General features: G+C 71.3%; 13 protein-coding genes and 1 riboswitch. Of the genes, 11 read left to right on the top strand and 2 right to left on the bottom strand.

Annotated features, from left to right (window positions below; genetic code table 11):
- Positions 1-856: nSTAND1 domain-containing NTPase (locus SACSA_RS26125; protein WP_198009062.1), on the bottom strand; the 856-nt coding region annotated here is incomplete at its 3' end.
- Positions 857-943: 87 nt separating this feature from the next.
- On the opposite strand from SACSA_RS26125, the gene SACSA_RS0113180 reads away from it, so the two are divergent.
- The 8 genes from SACSA_RS0113180 to SACSA_RS0113145 all read left to right on the top strand — a co-directional run bounded on the left by SACSA_RS0113180 (position 944) and on the right by SACSA_RS0113145 (position 11,033).
- Complete coding sequence (locus SACSA_RS0113180; RefSeq protein WP_028661839.1) at positions 944-1,873, top strand: AAA family ATPase; 930 nt, start codon at positions 944-946, stop codon at positions 1,871-1,873.
- A gap of 278 nt (positions 1,874-2,151) precedes the next feature.
- Positions 2,152-3,270 (top strand): vWA domain-containing protein, encoded by a 1,119-nt coding sequence (locus SACSA_RS0113175; RefSeq protein ID WP_019816395.1) that lies wholly within the window; start codon positions 2,152-2,154, stop codon positions 3,268-3,270.
- Complete coding sequence (locus SACSA_RS0113170) at positions 3,263-4,387, top strand: XdhC family protein (RefSeq protein WP_019816394.1); 1,125 nt, start codon at positions 3,263-3,265, stop codon at positions 4,385-4,387. The genes SACSA_RS0113175 and SACSA_RS0113170 overlap by 8 nt, the downstream gene beginning before the upstream one ends.
- Before the next feature lie 421 nt (positions 4,388-4,808).
- Positions 4,809-5,351, top strand: a complete 543-nt coding sequence (locus SACSA_RS0113165) for a (2Fe-2S)-binding protein (RefSeq protein ID WP_019816393.1) — start codon at positions 4,809-4,811, stop codon at positions 5,349-5,351.
- The gene (locus tag SACSA_RS0113160; protein ID WP_019816392.1) at positions 5,348-7,801 is read left to right on the top strand and encodes a xanthine dehydrogenase family protein molybdopterin-binding subunit; all 2,454 of its coding nucleotides are present in this window, start codon (positions 5,348-5,350) and stop codon (positions 7,799-7,801) included. Before SACSA_RS0113165 ends, SACSA_RS0113160 begins: the two co-directional genes overlap by 4 nt.
- A complete protein-coding gene (locus SACSA_RS0113155; RefSeq protein WP_019816391.1) occupies positions 7,798-8,652 on the top strand; it encodes an FAD binding domain-containing protein in 855 nt (284 codons plus the stop codon). The genes SACSA_RS0113160 and SACSA_RS0113155 overlap by 4 nt, the downstream gene beginning before the upstream one ends.
- A 122-nt stretch (positions 8,653-8,774) precedes the next feature.
- Positions 8,775-9,524, top strand: coding sequence for an SRPBCC family protein (locus tag SACSA_RS0113150; RefSeq protein WP_019816390.1), 750 nt, complete (start codon positions 8,775-8,777; stop codon positions 9,522-9,524).
- 426 nt (positions 9,525-9,950) lie between these two features.
- Positions 9,951-11,033, top strand: a complete 1,083-nt coding sequence (locus SACSA_RS0113145) for an NAD(P)-binding domain-containing protein (protein ID WP_019816389.1) — start codon at positions 9,951-9,953, stop codon at positions 11,031-11,033.
- Between the two features lie 123 nt (positions 11,034-11,156).
- Here SACSA_RS0113145 and SACSA_RS0113140 read toward each other — a convergent pair whose 3' ends face one another.
- Positions 11,157-11,582: a DUF6098 family protein gene (locus SACSA_RS0113140; RefSeq protein WP_019816388.1), complete on the bottom strand. Its 426-nt coding sequence runs from the start codon at positions 11,580-11,582 to the stop codon at positions 11,157-11,159.
- Between the two features lie 218 nt (positions 11,583-11,800).
- On the opposite strand from SACSA_RS0113140, the gene SACSA_RS0113135 reads away from it, so the two are divergent.
- The 3 genes from SACSA_RS0113135 to SACSA_RS24675 form a co-directional block, all read left to right on the top strand.
- On the top strand, positions 11,801-12,403 hold the full coding sequence (locus tag SACSA_RS0113135) for a DUF4779 domain-containing protein (protein ID WP_019816387.1): 603 nt from the start codon (positions 11,801-11,803) through the stop codon (positions 12,401-12,403).
- 11 nt (positions 12,404-12,414) lie between these two features.
- Positions 12,415-13,050 carry a class F sortase gene (locus SACSA_RS0113130; protein WP_019816386.1) on the top strand — a complete coding sequence of 212 codons (636 nt, stop codon included), beginning with the start codon at positions 12,415-12,417 and terminating at the stop codon, positions 13,048-13,050.
- A 322-nt stretch (positions 13,051-13,372) separates the two neighbouring features.
- A riboswitch (glycine riboswitch) is annotated at positions 13,373-13,474 on the top strand.
- 51 nt (positions 13,475-13,525) lie between these two features.
- On the top strand, positions 13,526-14,794 hold a 1,269-nt coding region (locus tag SACSA_RS24675; RefSeq protein WP_048876770.1), incomplete at its 3' end, for a glycine dehydrogenase.

Here is a 14,794-nt window from a genome sequence, read left to right as displayed (position 1 = left end):
CGCCCGAGGCTCCGACCAGCATCAGCGGCGCCGCCCCGTCGAGCTGCTCGGCCAGCGCGGCGCACAGCCGGGCCACCAGGTCCTCGCGCCCGTGGAAGAACTCGGCGTCGTCGGCCCGGAACTCGGCCAGGCCCGGGTACGGGCACGGCACCTCGGCCGGGCCCGCGCCGGATGCCGGGCCGGTGTCCGCCCCTGCCCGGAGCCACTGGCGGGTCTTCGAGACGGCGACGAACAGGCGATGGCTCAGCTCGCTCTGCCTGCGGTGGGTGCCCCGTGACGCCAGCAGCTCCCGCTGCATGTCGGACAGGGTGCGGTTGGATTCGGCCAGCGTCTGCCGGACGTCGGCGAGCATGCCTTTCATCTCGTCGAACTCGCCGCCCAGGACCGCGATCGCCTCGACGATCTCCTGGTGCAGCTCCCGCGCGTGTTCGGCGGAGGCGGAAAGGGCCTCCTCGACGCCGTTCACCGCGTGCAGCAGTGTGGCGATCTCGGCGCGCAGTTCGGCGGCGTCGGCGTCGGCGGAGTCGAGCCGGGCCAGTACCGCCTCGGCCACGGCGTCGCGCCACTGCTCCTCGGACGGGTCCTCGCCGCGTTCCCGCATCCGCTCGGCGGTCCCGGACAGGACATCGGCCAGGTGGTTGGTGCCCATCCCGCCGAGCTGGTCCAGTACGGCGGCGAACTCCCCGGTCGCACCGAGCGACGGGCCCGCGATCGGCGCCACGGCGGCGGCGGTGAGGAAGGCGTAGATCGAGTACGGCGACGCGGTGCGCAGGCCACGGCGAGTGCGCCGGCCCGCGTCGGCGACCCAGCGGCGCACCCCGCGACGGGCCTGACCAGGCGGGTCCGTGTCCTGCACGACGGCAACCTAGCGTGCCGGGTTCCAGCCTACGGGTAGGGGGCCGCGCGGCGGACGCGAGGCCCGGTGACCAGTACGCTCGACGACGTGACAGCCGACACCACGGGCAGCGACGCCGGGCGCGCGGGCGAGGCCGACACCGCCGCGTCCGTCGGCTCGCCGGAAGAGATGACGAAGCTGCTCGAGGGCAGCGGGTACCTCGCCGACACGGGCGTGGCCACGGCGGCGTTCCTCGCGCTGCGCATGCACAGGCCGCTGTTCTGCGAGGGCGAGCCGGGCACGGGCAAGACGTCCCTGGCCGTGGCGTTGTCCGAGGCGCTCGGGTTGCCGTTGATCCGCTTGCAGTGCCACGAGGGAATCGACGCGGGGCAGGCGCTGTACGAGTGGGACTTCCCGCGGCAGCTGCTGCACCTGCGCGCGCTCGAGGCCGTCGAGGGCGGTCGGATCGACGTCGATACCGCCGAGCAGTCCCTGTACACGGAGCGGTTCCTGCTGGCACGGCCGTTGCTGCGGGCGCTGACGACCGCGCCGTGCGTGCTGCTGGTCGACGAGATCGACCGCGCCGACGACGAGTTCGAGGCGTTCCTGTTGCAACTGCTCGACGAGAACGCCGTAAGCATCCCCGAGTACGGCGAGGTCCGCGCGTCCACACCGCCGCTGGTGCTGATGACCTCCAACCGCACTCGCGAGGTGCACGACGCGCTCAAGCGCCGGTGTCTGTATCACTGGCTCGAACACCCCGGCCTCGAACGCGAGATCGCGATCCTGCGTGGGCGCGTGCCCGGGCTCGGGCAGCGCCTCGCGGAGCAGGTGGCCGAGGCGGTGGGGCGGTTGCGCACGATGGAGCTGCTCAAGCCCCCGGGGGTCGCCGAGTCGCTGGACTGGGCGCGGGCGCTCACCGCACTCGGCCGTGACGCGCTCGACGCGGAGTCGGCGGCCACCACCCTCGGCGCGGTCCTGAAGTACAGCGAAGACCTGGACCGAGCCCGAACCAACCTGGCAACTCTCCTCACCTGACCCCACACCCACCCCACCCGCGAGTTGCCCCTTCGCGCCCGCGAGTTGCCGGGTCGCGCCCGCGAGTTGCCCTTTCGCGCCCGCGAGTTGCCCATTGTGGGTCCGCGGGTTGCCGAATGCCGCACGCGAGTTTCCCATGCGGTCCCGCACGCGAGTTGTCTTCCGGACCCCCGGGTTCGAGCGATCAGGGGCAACTCGCGGTCCGTGAGGGGCAACTCGCGGGCCGTGAGGGACGACTCATGGGTCGTGAGGGGCGACTCGCGGGGCACAATGGGGATATGAGCGACGACGCGCACGCCGAGCCGCTGGCCGGGTTTCTCGGGTTCGCGGCCGCGTTGCGCGAGGCCGGGGTGCGGTGTGACGCCCGCCGGGTGCGGGCCTACCTCGACGCCGTGGAGCGGGTCGACCTGGCCGACGTCGAGCAGACTTATTGGGCTGGCCGGGTGACGCTGTGCTCGGAGCCGGACGACCTGCCCCACTACGACCGGGCCTTCGCCGCCTGGTTCAGCGCCGAACCACCGGTGCGACGTCGTCCGGAGATGTCGGTGCCCACCCGCGCTCGGATCGCCGCCCTGACCGAGTCCGATCGCGGCGACGGCGAGGGCGCCGAGAACGCCGAGCAACTCAGCGTCGCCGCCGGAGACGCCGAGATCCTGCGCGAACGCGACCTCGGCGAACTCAGCTCCGCCGAGCGCAGGCACTTGCGCGAGCTGATGGACACGCTGAACCCGAGGCTGCCGACCCGTCCCTCGTTGCGCTTCCGCCCGGCACGACGGGGTCGGCTCGATCCGTCCCGCACCCTCCGCGCGATGCTGGCCGAGGGAGGGGAGACCGCACGCCTGGCCTACGCCCGCCACGGCAGGCGCACCCGCAGGACCGTCCTGCTGATCGACGTGTCCGGGTCGATGAAGCCCTACGCCGACTCGCTCCTGCGTTTCGCCCACGTGGTGGTGCGCGCCGCGCCCTCGGACGTGGAGGTGTTCACCCTCGGCACGCGCCTGACGCGTGTGAGCAGGCAGCTACGGCAGCGCGACCCCGAGCGCGCCCTGCTCGGCGCGGGGCGCGCGGTGCCGGATTTCGCGGGTGGCACCCGGCTCGGTGAGACGCTCCGCGTCTTCCTCGACCGCTGGGGCCAGAGGGGACTCGCCCGCCGCGCCACGGTGGTGCTCTTCTCGGACGGCTGGGAACGCGGCGACGCGGCTCTGCTGGGGGAGCAGTCGGCGCGCCTGAAACGACTTGCGCACGCGGTGTTCTGGGTCAACCCGCACGCCGGACGTTCCGGGTACGAGCCGGTCCAGTCGGGCATCGCCGCCGCGCTGCCGCATGTCGACAAGTTGCTCGCGGGCCACAGCCTGGCCACGCTGGAACGACTGGTGAGGGAGATCCGTCATGCGTGACGTGCTGGGTGAACTCCACCGCCGCTGGGAAGCGGGGGAGACGGTGGGTGTGGGCACCGTCGTGGACACCTTTTCCTCGGCTCCCCGCGCGCCGGGCGCGGCGATGCTGGTGGGCACCGACGGTGCGGTGGTCGGCAGCGTCTCCGGCGGCTGCGTCGAGGGCGCGGTCTACGAGCTGGCCCAGCAGGTGATCACCGAGGGCACACCCGTGCTGCAACGCTACGGCGTCAGTGACGACGACGCTTTCGCGGTGGGACTGACCTGCGGCGGCATCATCGACATCTACGTCGAGCGGGTCGACCGCGAGTCCATGCCCGAGCTGCCCGGGCTGGTCGAGTCGGTGCGGTCGGGACGTCCGGTCGCCGTGGTGACCACGGTGGAACACCCGGAGGAGCGGCTGAGGGGCAGGCGCATGCTGGTCCGGCCGGACGCGGTGGACGGCAGCCTCGGCTCCCGGCGGATCGACGACGCGGTGGCCGACGACGCCCGGGGACTTCTCGCGAGCGGACGCTCCGGCACACTCCACTACGGCCCGGACGGGCAGCGCCGCGGCGAGGGAATGGCGGTGTTCGTCAACGCCTTCGAGCCGCCGCCGAGGATGCTGGTGTTCGGCGCGATCGATTTCGCCGCCGCGATGGCCCGGATGGGTGCCTACCTCGGCTACGAGGTGACCGTGTGTGACGCGCGTCCGGTCTTCGCGACGCGGAGCCGGTTCCCCGACGCGCACGAGGTCGTCGTCGACTGGCCGCACCGGTACCTGCGAACCGAGGCCGACGCGGGCCGTCTCGACAGTCGGACCGTGGTCACGGTGCTCACCCATGACCCGAAGTTCGACGTGCCGGTGCTGGAAGTGGCCCTGCGCCTCGACCTCGGCTACGTCGGGGCGATGGGGTCGCGCCGCACGCACGACGACCGGATGCGCAGGCTGCGCGAGGCCGGACTGACAGAGGCCGAACTCAAGCACCTGGCTTCGCCCGTCGGGCTGGATCTCGGTGCTCGCACCCCGGAGGAGACGGCCGTGTCGATCGCCGCGGAGATCATCGCACTGCGCTGGGGCGGCGGCGGCAGGCGCCTGTCCGACGTGGACGGCCGTATCCACGCCGAGCAGCAACGCTGACGGCCACGACGGCGACGCCCCGCACCACGGTGGCGTGCCGGAGGCCGTCGCGGGAGTTCGCACGGCCGGAAAGGGCCTCCGCCGTGCCACGCGCCCCACGACCCTCTACGCCGACCGGGTCGTTCGCGCGGAGCGGGTGTCGTGCGATCAGTGGTGAGGTCACGGTCCCACTGTGTCCGGTCCCACCGACGGAACCTGCCCGCACCATCGCGAGGGGAACCGGTGGCGAAACGCTGGTTTTGTCACTCCGCTGCAAAGCGGGCGCCCGATCGAGCGACGCGCTCCCGGCCACGGGGCCGCTGGGGTTGTCCCGGAGGCGCGGACATAGCAGGGTTGCTTGTGAGGTCGATCACCGACGTGGTCGACAACGGCCGTTGCCCACGCCCCGCTCCATGCGGGTCGAGCCAGCACAGGAGGCCCCATGCGCATCACCGTCACCGTCGACGGAAGCAGTTACACCGACGACGTCGAGCCTCGCACGCTGCTCGTGCACTACCTGCGACAACAGCTCGGCAAGGTCGGCACCGTGGTGGGGTGCGACACCAGTAACTGCGGAGCGTGCACCGTGCACCTGGACGGACAGAGCGTGAAGAGCTGCTCGGTGCTCGCGGTCCAGGCGGACGGCCGCGAAGTCACCACGATCGAGGGACTCGCGCGGGACGGCGAGATGCACCCGGTGCAGAAGGCGTTCCACGACAGTCACGCGTTGCAGTGCGGGTTCTGCACACCCGGCATGATCATGCAGTCGATCGACCTGCTCGCCGAGAACCCGGACCCGGACGAGCAGGCGGTCCGCGAGGGCCTCGAGGGCAACCTCTGCCGGTGCACCGGCTACCAGAACATCGTCCGCGCGGTGCGCGACGCCGCCGAGGAGATGCGTCCCGGCGCGGGTCCGGAGGCCGAACGCGTCGGCGAGGCTGCCGGCGTCCGCACCGCCTCGAGCCTCGGAGGAGGTGCGCAGTGACCGCGACCGTGGAACCGGGCGCGAGCGCGGAGGTCGGCAGGGCCCGGCTCCGCAAGGAGGACGAGCGGCTGATCACCGGCCGCACCCGCTGGACCGACAACATCACGCTGCCCGGCATGGTGCACCTCGCCGTCGTGCGCAGCCCCGTCGCCCACGCCCGCATCGCGTCCATCGACACCTCGGCGGCCCGGCGGATGCCCGGTGTGCTGGGCGTCTACACCGCCGACGACCTCGATCCCGAGGGCACCGTGGGCATGCCGTGCGTCTGGCCGATCACGCCGGACATGAAGTCACCACGCAGGCCCGTGCTGGCACAGGGCACGGTCAACTACGCGGGTGAGGGCGTGGCCGTGGTCGTGGCGCGAAGCGCAGCCGAGGCCGAGGACGCGATCGCCGAGATCGACGTGGATTACGAGGACCTGCCCGTGGTGCTCGGGCTGGAGAACGCGCTCGCGGAGGACGCGCCGCTGGTGCACGAGGACCTGGGCAGCAACCGCAGCGCGCATTGGGTGTTCGACTCGGCCGAGGCGGGCTCCGGTGGCGACGTCGACGAGGCGCTGTCCAATTCCGAGGTGGTGCTCACCCGGCGCTTCCGCCAGCAGCGGCTGGTGCCCGCCTTCATGGAACCGCGCTCGGTGGTCGTCGACCCGACGGCACCGCAGCTGACGATGTGGTCGGCCACGCAGGTGCCGCACATCGTCAAGACAATGGCGGCGCTGAACCTCGGTATCCCGGAGCACCGGCTGCGCGTGATCGCGCCGGACGTGGGCGGCGGGTTCGGCGGCAAGCTCGCCGTCATTCCCGAGGAGTTCCTCGCGCTGATGCTGGCGCAGAAGCTCGGCAGGCCGGTCAAGTGGACCGAGGGCCGGTCGGAGACGATGGTCGCGGCCCACCACGGGCGCGACCAGATCCAGGACATCACCATCTCGGCGACCCGCGACGGCACGCTGACCGGCCTGAAGGTCGAGCTGCTCGCCGATATGGGCGCCTACCTGAGCCTGGTCGGCCCCGGGGTGCCGATCCTGGGCGCGTTCATGTTCAACGCGATCTACAAGATCCCCGCCTATCACTTCGCCTGCACGAACGTGTTCACCAACACCACGGTGACCGACGCCTACCGGGGCGCGGGCAGGCCGGAGGCGACCTTCGCCATCGAGCGGATCATGGACGAGCTCGCCGCCGAGCTGGACATGGAGCCGATGGACCTGCGGCGGAAGAACTGGATCGCCCACGACGAGTTCCCGTACACGACGGTGTCCACGCTGACCTACGACTCGGGCAACTACGAGGCCGCCACGGACAAGGCCATGCGGATGTTCGACTACGACGGGCTGCGCGCCGAACAGCGGGAGCGGCGTGAGCGCGGCGACCCGGTGCAGCTCGGCATCGGCATCTCGACGTTCACCGAGATGTGCGGGCTGGCGCCGTCGCGGGTGCTCGGCTCGCTCGATTACGGCGCGGGCGGCTGGGAGCACGCGGCGGTCCGGATGCTGCCCACCGGCAAGGTCGAGGTGGTCACCGGCGTCTCGCCGCACGGGCAGGGGCACGAGACCGCGTGGAGCCAGGTGGTCGCTGACCAGCTCGGCGTCGGTTTCGACGACGTGGAGATCCTGCACGGCGACACCCAGTCCTCGCCGAAGGGCCTGGACACCTACGGCTCCCGGTCGTTGGCCGTGGGCGGGATCGCGGTGGTCAAGGCGGCCGAGAAGGTCGTCGCCAAGGCGAGGACCATCGCCGCCCACATGATGGAGTGCTCCGAGGACGACCTGGAGTTCTCCGGTGGCCGGTTCACGGTCCGGGGCACGGACCGCTCCACCGGCATCCAGGACGTGGCCCTCACCGCGTTCACGGCTCACGACCTGCCGGAGGGCGTGGAGCCCTCGCTGGACTCCGAGGCGACCTTCGACCCGGAGAACTTCTCCTTCCCGCACGGAACGCACCTGTGCGCCACCGAGGTGGACACCGAGACCGGTCGCGTGTCGATCCGTTCGTACGTGTGTGTGGACGACGTCGGTGCCGTGGTCAACCCGCTGATCGTGGAGGGGCAGATCCACGGCGGGCTCGCGCAGGGCATCGCGCAGGCGCTCTACGAGGAGGCCGCGTTCGACGAGGGCGGCACGCTGATGTCGGGCACGTTCGCCGACTACCTGGTTCCCTCGGCGGCCGACCTGCCCACCTTCACCACCGACCGCACGGAAACGCCGTCGACGACGAACCCGCTCGGCGTCAAGGGCGTCGGCGAGGCGGGCACGATCGCCTCGACCCCGGCGGTGGTGAACGCCGTCGTGGACGCGGTCCGGCACTTCGGGGTGAACGACGTCGAGATGCCGTGCACGCCGATGCGGGTCTGGCGGGCCATCCACACCGGCGAGACGGCCGCTGGTGGACCCGGTACCGAGGCCGGTGGCGGTCTCGGCTCGATCGACGCCGAACACGGAGGTGCGCAGTGATCCCGGCTCCCTTCGACTACGTCGCGCCATCCACTGTGGACGACGCGGTGCGCGCCCTCGCCGACGCGGGCGAGGACGCGAAGATCATCGCGGGTGGGCAGAGCCTGCTGCCGGTTCTGCGGCTGCGCATGGCCGACCCGGCCAAGCTGATCGACCTCAACAACATCAGTGAGCTGCGCGGCGTGCGCGACGACGGCGACGCGCTCGTGATCGGTTCCATGACCACGCATCACGACGTGCAGCGCGATCCGCTGATCGCCGAGCACGCCGAGCTGCTGGCGCGGGCGACCGACACCGTGGCCGACCCGCAGGTGCGCCACCGCGGCACGTTCGGCGGGTCGATCGCCCACGCCGACCCGGCGGGTGATCTGCTCGCTCCCGCGCTGGCGATGGACGCGGAGATGGTGCTGCGCGGGATGGATGGTACGCGGCGGGTGCCGGCGTCGGAGTTCTTCGCCGATTTCTTCACCACGGCCCTGCGGCCGAACGAGATCCTTGTGGAGGTGCGGGTCCCGAAGTTCACCGGCTGGCACGCGCATTACGAGAAGTTCAACCGGGTGGCCCAGGCGTGGTCGATGGTCGCGGTCGCGGCCACGGTGCGCACCGAGGGCGGCACCATCGCCGAGGCCCGGGTCGGGTTGACGAACATGGCGACGGTGCCGGTGCGGGCGCGCGCCGTGGAGGAGGCGTTGCTCGGTGCTCCCGCCACGGCCGACGCGATCCGTGCCGCCGCCGAGCACGCGGCCGAGGGCACCGAGCCGCCCGTCGACGGCAACGCCGACGAGGAGTACCGCAGGCACCTCGCCCGGGTCCTCACCGGCCGCGCGCTCACCTCGGCGATGGCGGGGTAGCGGGCGTTTCGTCACCGGCGCCCGGACCGGTGTCCCCGCCGACCACGCGCGGTAGCGATCACGCGACTACGCTGGTCGGCGGGGACATCCGGCGAGCACGACGACAGAGAGGAGGTCGGCCCGTGCGGCTCGACCACGAATTCACCGTTCCTGCGCCCGTCGACGACGTCTGGAAGGCGGTGCTGGACCCGGAACGGGTGGCGCCCTGCATGCCCGGTGCCACTCTGACCTCCGTGGAGGGGGACACGTTCAAGGGCACGGTGAAGGTCAAGCTGGGACCGGTCTCGCTGCAGTACAAGGGCTCGGGCGAGTTCGTCGAGAAGAACACCGACGAGCGCAAGTTGGTGATCAAGGCCTCCGGCAAGGACGCTCGGGGCGCGGGTACCGCGTCGGCCACGGTCACGGTGACGTTGACCGCCGACGGCGCCACCACGAAGGGCGACGTGGCCACCGACCTGACCGTGACCGGTAAACCCGCGCAGTTCGGACGCGGGATGATCGCCGAGGTCGGCGGCAAGATCCTGGACAACTTCGCCGCCAACCTGGCCGAGATGCTCGGCACGGCGGGTGAGGGGCCGGCCACCGGAGAGGACACCACGCCGGGGCAGGCGGCCACGGCGGAGAAGGCCGCCCAGGCCCGCGAGGCGGAGCAGGCCGAAGCCACGGGCGCCGGTGCCGCCGCCACCGCGGCCGAGCCGGAGAAACCGAGGTTGGAGAGCGTGCCGCCGCAGGCGGAGCGTCGTCAGGCCGAGGCCCTCGACCTGATGGAGTACGCGGGCTCGTCGGTGGCCAAGCGCCTGGCCCCGGCCGCGGCCGCCGTGGCCGTCGTTCTGGCGCTCATCGCGATCATCCGCCGAGCCCGCCGCTCCTAACCCCGCGAGTTGCCCCTTCCCGCTCGCGAGTTGCCCGTTCGCGTTCGCGAGTTGCCCCTTCCCGCTGGCGAGTTGCCCCTTCCCGCTGGCGAGTTGCCTCTTCGCGTTCGCGAGTTGCCCTCAGGAGATCCCGTTGCCTTCTGAGGACACGCCTTGGCCTCGACGTGTGAGTGAGCCGCGCCCGTGGCGGTATATCGGGCTTGCGCCCGCCCGGCCGCGACGCCTGCTTGGTGCCCGGGACGGGGGCTGACTCGGAGCCTGCCGTGTTACGGCACTGACCCGATGGGTCAACTCGCGGACGGTGAGGGGCAACGCGCAACTCGCGGGACCGGATGGGGCAACTCGCGGGACCGGATGGGGCAACTCGCGGGCGGTGCCGGGTCGTGAGTGGGAAGCCCGTTGTGGGTTACCGGTGTTGTACCGGGTGTGGACGCGGAGCGGGAGAGGGAGATCGCGGTCGTGGGGGCCGGACAGGCCGGGCTGTCGGCCGCGTATCACCTGCGGCGTGCGGGCTTGTCCGGCGAGTCGGGTTTCGTGCTGTTCGACCACGGCGCGGGGCCGGGCGGTGCGTGGCAGTACCGCTGGCCCACGCTGCGGATGCGCCGGGTACACGGCGTGCACGACCTGCCCGGTCTGCCGCTGGACGAAATCGACGGGGCGGGCGATCCGGACCGGCCCGCGGCGGAGGTCGTGGCCGCCTACTTCGACCGGTACGAGCGGACGTTCGCGCTTCCGGTGCGTCGTCCGGTGAGCGTGCGGTCGGTACACCGGACGGCTGACGGCCGGTTCCGGCTCGACACCTCCGACGGGACCCGGCTGGCGCGCGGCGTCGTGAACGCGACGGGCACGTGGGACCGGCCGTTCGTGCCGTACTACCCGGGGCGCGCGGACTTCCAGGGCCGCCAGCTCCACACCGTCGACTACGTCGGCCCGGAGCCCTTCGACGGCGCGGACGTCGTCGTGGTCGGCGGGGGAACGTCGGCGATCCAGTTGCTCACCGACATCGCGGCCGTGGCGGCGAGCACGACGTGGGTGACGCGCAGGCCGCCGGTGTTCCGCCGGGAGGAGTTCACCCCCGAGTACGGCCGCGCGGTGGTCGCCGAGGTCGAGCGCCGGGTCCGGGAGGGCAAGCCGCCGGGCAGCGTCGTCTCCGTCACCGGTTTGACGGACACGGCCGATGTGCGGGCCGCCCGTGAGGCGGGGGTGTTGCAGCGGCATCCGATGTTCGAACGGCTCACGCCGCGGGGGGTGCGCTGGGCGGACGGAACCGAGTCCCGGGCCGACGCGATCGTGTGGGCCACGGGGTTCCGCGCCGCGCTCGACCACCTGGCGCCGTTGGGGCCGCGGGAGCCGGGCGGCGGTGTGCGGATGGACGGTACGCGGGTCGTGGGAGTACCCGGCCTGCGTCTCGTCGGTTACGGCCCGTCGGCCAGCACCGTGGGCGCGACCCGTGCCGCCAGGGAGGCGGTGCGCGGCCTGCTCGCCGAACTCGCGGCAGGACGGCCATAGCGACGTGCCGTGCCCACCGGGCCGGCCGGAAGCACACTCCCACGCACACAGCCGGTGACTCGACCCGTGCGCGCGCTCACGGCCCCTGATCGAACTCGCCGCGCGATGTCGTTGTCCTCGGTGTCAGCGGTCCCGGTGGGTCGCCGCGCCCGGCGTGAGTCTGCGGGCGTAGCGGGTGCGGGCCTCTTCGACCAGCTCGGCGCCGACCCAGGCGACCGGTCGGGCATCGACCAGAAGCGGCTCGTTGTCCGGGCCGATGTCGACCACGCGCCCGGACAACAGCCAGGGCCGGGCTCCTTCGGCGGTCTCGCGCAGGTACTGACACACGCGGCGCGCCAGCCAGTCCTCCACCGGCAGGGTCCACCATCCGGGCGCGGCGAGCGGGTTCACCGCGAGTCCGGGCATGGTCAGGCCGCTTTCGTGGTCGGTGCTGGAGTGGGCGGCGTCCGATTCCGGGCCGGGTGAGTAGCGCAGGTACACGGCGGAGTCGCGCTCGACGAGCTCGGCCAGCTCGGTGAGGCTGCGCACGGTCGGCAGGTCGACGGTCACCTCACGGCACTACCCGGACGGGGAACTCCGTAACCCACGTCGACAGCGACTGTCCGAAGTTGACCAGTAACCCACCGGGATGATTCGTCCATCGGCGAGGATTGGCGATCTCCTGTGCTGCGCACACTGTAGCCAGACGGGCGCGCAGCGTTTCCCCGAACACGCGGGCGGCGCACCGTTGTCAGCACAATCCAGCACTCCCAAGGAGACACATCACCATGCGAGTTCGTAGAGCCGCTGTCGTCGCCGCGCTGGCCGCGGGCACCGCTGTCGCTGTCGCCGGAACCACCAACGCGTCGCCCGAGAACGACTGCAGCGACACCGGCCGTTACGCGCAGGCCGAGTCGTGGACCGAGGTCGACTGCGAGTACAACTTCGTCCGCGACGGACACGACGAGGACTCCGACCACGGCAAGCACGAGGACGACGGCAAGCACGGCGACCACGGCAAGCACGAGGACGACGGCAAGCACGGCGACCACGGCAAGCACGAGGACGACGGCAAGCACGGCAAGCACGAGGACGACGGCAAGCACGGCAAGCACGAGGACGACGGCAAGCACGGCAAGCACGAGGACGACGGCAAGCACGGCAAGCACGAGGACGACGGCAAGCACCACGACAAGGACAAGAAGGAGGAGAAGCACTTCCACAAGCACTTCCACAAGCACTACGGCAAGGACCACCACGACAAGAAGCACCACAAGGACCACGACAAGAAGCACCACCACAAGGACAAGCACCACAAGAAGCAGGTGCACAAGAAGCCGCACGGTGGCGTCGAGACCGGTGACGGCTCGTTCGCGGCGGTCGTCCGCTGACACGCCAGACGATGCGTGACTCCACGCGCCGCCATCCCCGCCACGCCGGCCTCGGCCGGCTGGCGGGGATGGTGTTGCTGGCGCTGTCCCTTCTGACCGGCTGCTCGTTCGGAACCGACACGGTGGCAGGAACCCCTGTCTTCGACCACACGGTTCCGGCCGCTTCGGACGAGGGGCCGACATTCCTGCCCGCCGCGAAACCCACACGGCTGCGCATTCCGGCGATCACTGTGGACGCCGAGAACATCGTCGATCTCGGACTGAATCCGGACCGCACCATGGAGGTGCCGCAGGGTGCTCAGCGGGTCGGGTGGTACTCCGAGTCGCCGACACCGGGTGAGCTGGGCCCGTCGGTACTCGCCGCGCACGTCGATTGGAAGAACGAGAAGGGCGTCTTCTACGACCTGCGGAGGCTCTCCTCCGGCGACGAAGTGATCATCGACCGTGCCGACGGCACGAGCCTGCTGTTCGAGGTCGAACTGGTCGAGCGCTACCGCAAGGACCGCTTCCCGACCTCCCGCGTCTACGGCGACGTGGACCGCGCCGAACTCCGGCTCATCACCTGCGGGGGCGTGTTCGACAGCGACGCGCAGAGCTATGAGGACAACGTCGTCGCCTACGCCAAGTTGGTCGCGTTCCGCCGGTGACCCTCGGTCGACGACCTGCGGTGTACACCGCCGACGGGGTGATCCGGGCACGCACCGCGACCGGTGTGGCCCCCTCCGCGACCGGCACGATCGCTGTGCACCGGGGCGTCGTACGGCCGTCAACAACGGCGCGGTGTTCGTCACCGTTGCTCGGCGATGGTGGACTCGCGCGACTGGACTCGCGTACGTTACTCGCCTATAACCGAATGCATAATCGGATATCGCGGCCGATGGAGCCGGAGCGGGAGAGCCCCCGTGTGGTCGGCGGGGCACCGAAGGAGCAAACGCCCCACAATCTCTCAGGTACCGCTACCGCTTTCGGCGAGGCCACTCTGGAAAGCAGGCTCACGAGAGCCTCACCCAAGGTGTAAGCCGTGCGCGGAGCACGGTGAAACTCTCAGGTGCCCATGACAGAGGGGGAGTTCCCAGTACACGGCGGGTACGCCTGTCGTAGGCGCGAGAAGGAGCTCCCGACATGTCCATAACGTCCCGGGCGACGCCCCCGCCACCGACACCGTTCGCGGCGCGGCACATCGGCCCCTCGGAGGCCGAGCAGTCGAAGATGCTGGCCGAGTGCGGGTTCGGCAGCCTGGACGCGCTGGTCGCCGCCGCCGTGCCGAGCGCGATCCGCGACGAGCGTGCACTCGACCTGCCCGCCGAGGCCTCCGAGGAGCAGGCACTGGCGGAGCTGCGCGCACTGGCCGAGCGCAACCGGCCGATGACCCAGATGATCGGCCTGGGTTACCACGACACCATCACCCCGGCCGTGATCCGGCGCAACGTGCTGGAGAACCCGGCCTTCTACACCGCCTACACGCCGTACCAGCCGGAGATCTCCCAAGGCAGGCTGGAGGCGCTGCTCAACTTCCAGACGATGGTGTCCGACCTGACCGGGCTGGACACCGCCGGTGCCTCGATGCTCGACGAGTCCACGGCCGTGGCCGAGGCCGTCATGCTCATGCGCCGCGCGTCCAAGTCGAAGTCGAACACGGTGGTGCTCGACGCCGAGTGCCTGCCGCAGACGATCGCGATCGTGCGCACCCGCGCCGAGGCCGTCGGAATCGACGTCGACGTCCGTGACCTCGCCGAAGGGCTGCCCGAGGAGTTCTTCGGCGTCGTGGTGCAGTACCCCGGCGTGTCCGGTGTGCTGCGCGAGCCCGACTTCTACCGCGGCGTGGGCCGGGCGGCCTCCGAGGCCAAGGCGCTCTACTGCGTGGCTGCGGACCTGCTCGCGCTGACGCTGGTCACTCCGCCCCGGGAGTTCGGCGCCGACCTGGCCGCGGGCACGACTCAGCGGTTCGGCGTGCCGCTCGGTTACGGCGGCCCGCACGCGGGGTATCTGGCGGTGCGCTCCGGCCTTGAGCGTTCGCTGCCCGGCAGGCTCGTCGGCGTCTCGGTCGACGCGGCGGGGGCGCCGGCCTACCGGCTCGCGCTCCAGACCCGCGAGCAGCACATCCGCCGGGAAAAGGCCACCAGCAACATCTGCACCGCCCAGGTGCTGCTCGCGGTGATGGCGTCGATGTACGCGGTGTACCACGGTCCCGACGGGTTGCGGCGGATCGCCGAGCGGGTGCACACCTACGCCTCGGAGTTCGCCGCGTCCCTGCGTGCCGGGGGTGTCGAGGTGGTCCACGAGCACTTCTTCGACACCGTGACCGCGCGGGTGCCCGGCCGGGCCGACGCGGTGGTGGCCGCGGCGCGGAAGGCGGGGGTCAACCTCGGCCGCGCCGATGCCGACCACGTG

The organism is Saccharomonospora saliphila YIM 90502 (assembly GCF_000383795.1).
In the GTDB taxonomy this organism is placed as follows: domain Bacteria; phylum Actinomycetota; class Actinomycetes; order Mycobacteriales; family Pseudonocardiaceae; genus Saccharomonospora; species Saccharomonospora saliphila.
The sequence above is the reverse complement of the archived record's forward strand: the minus strand, read 5'-3'. Positions and strand labels throughout refer to the sequence as shown.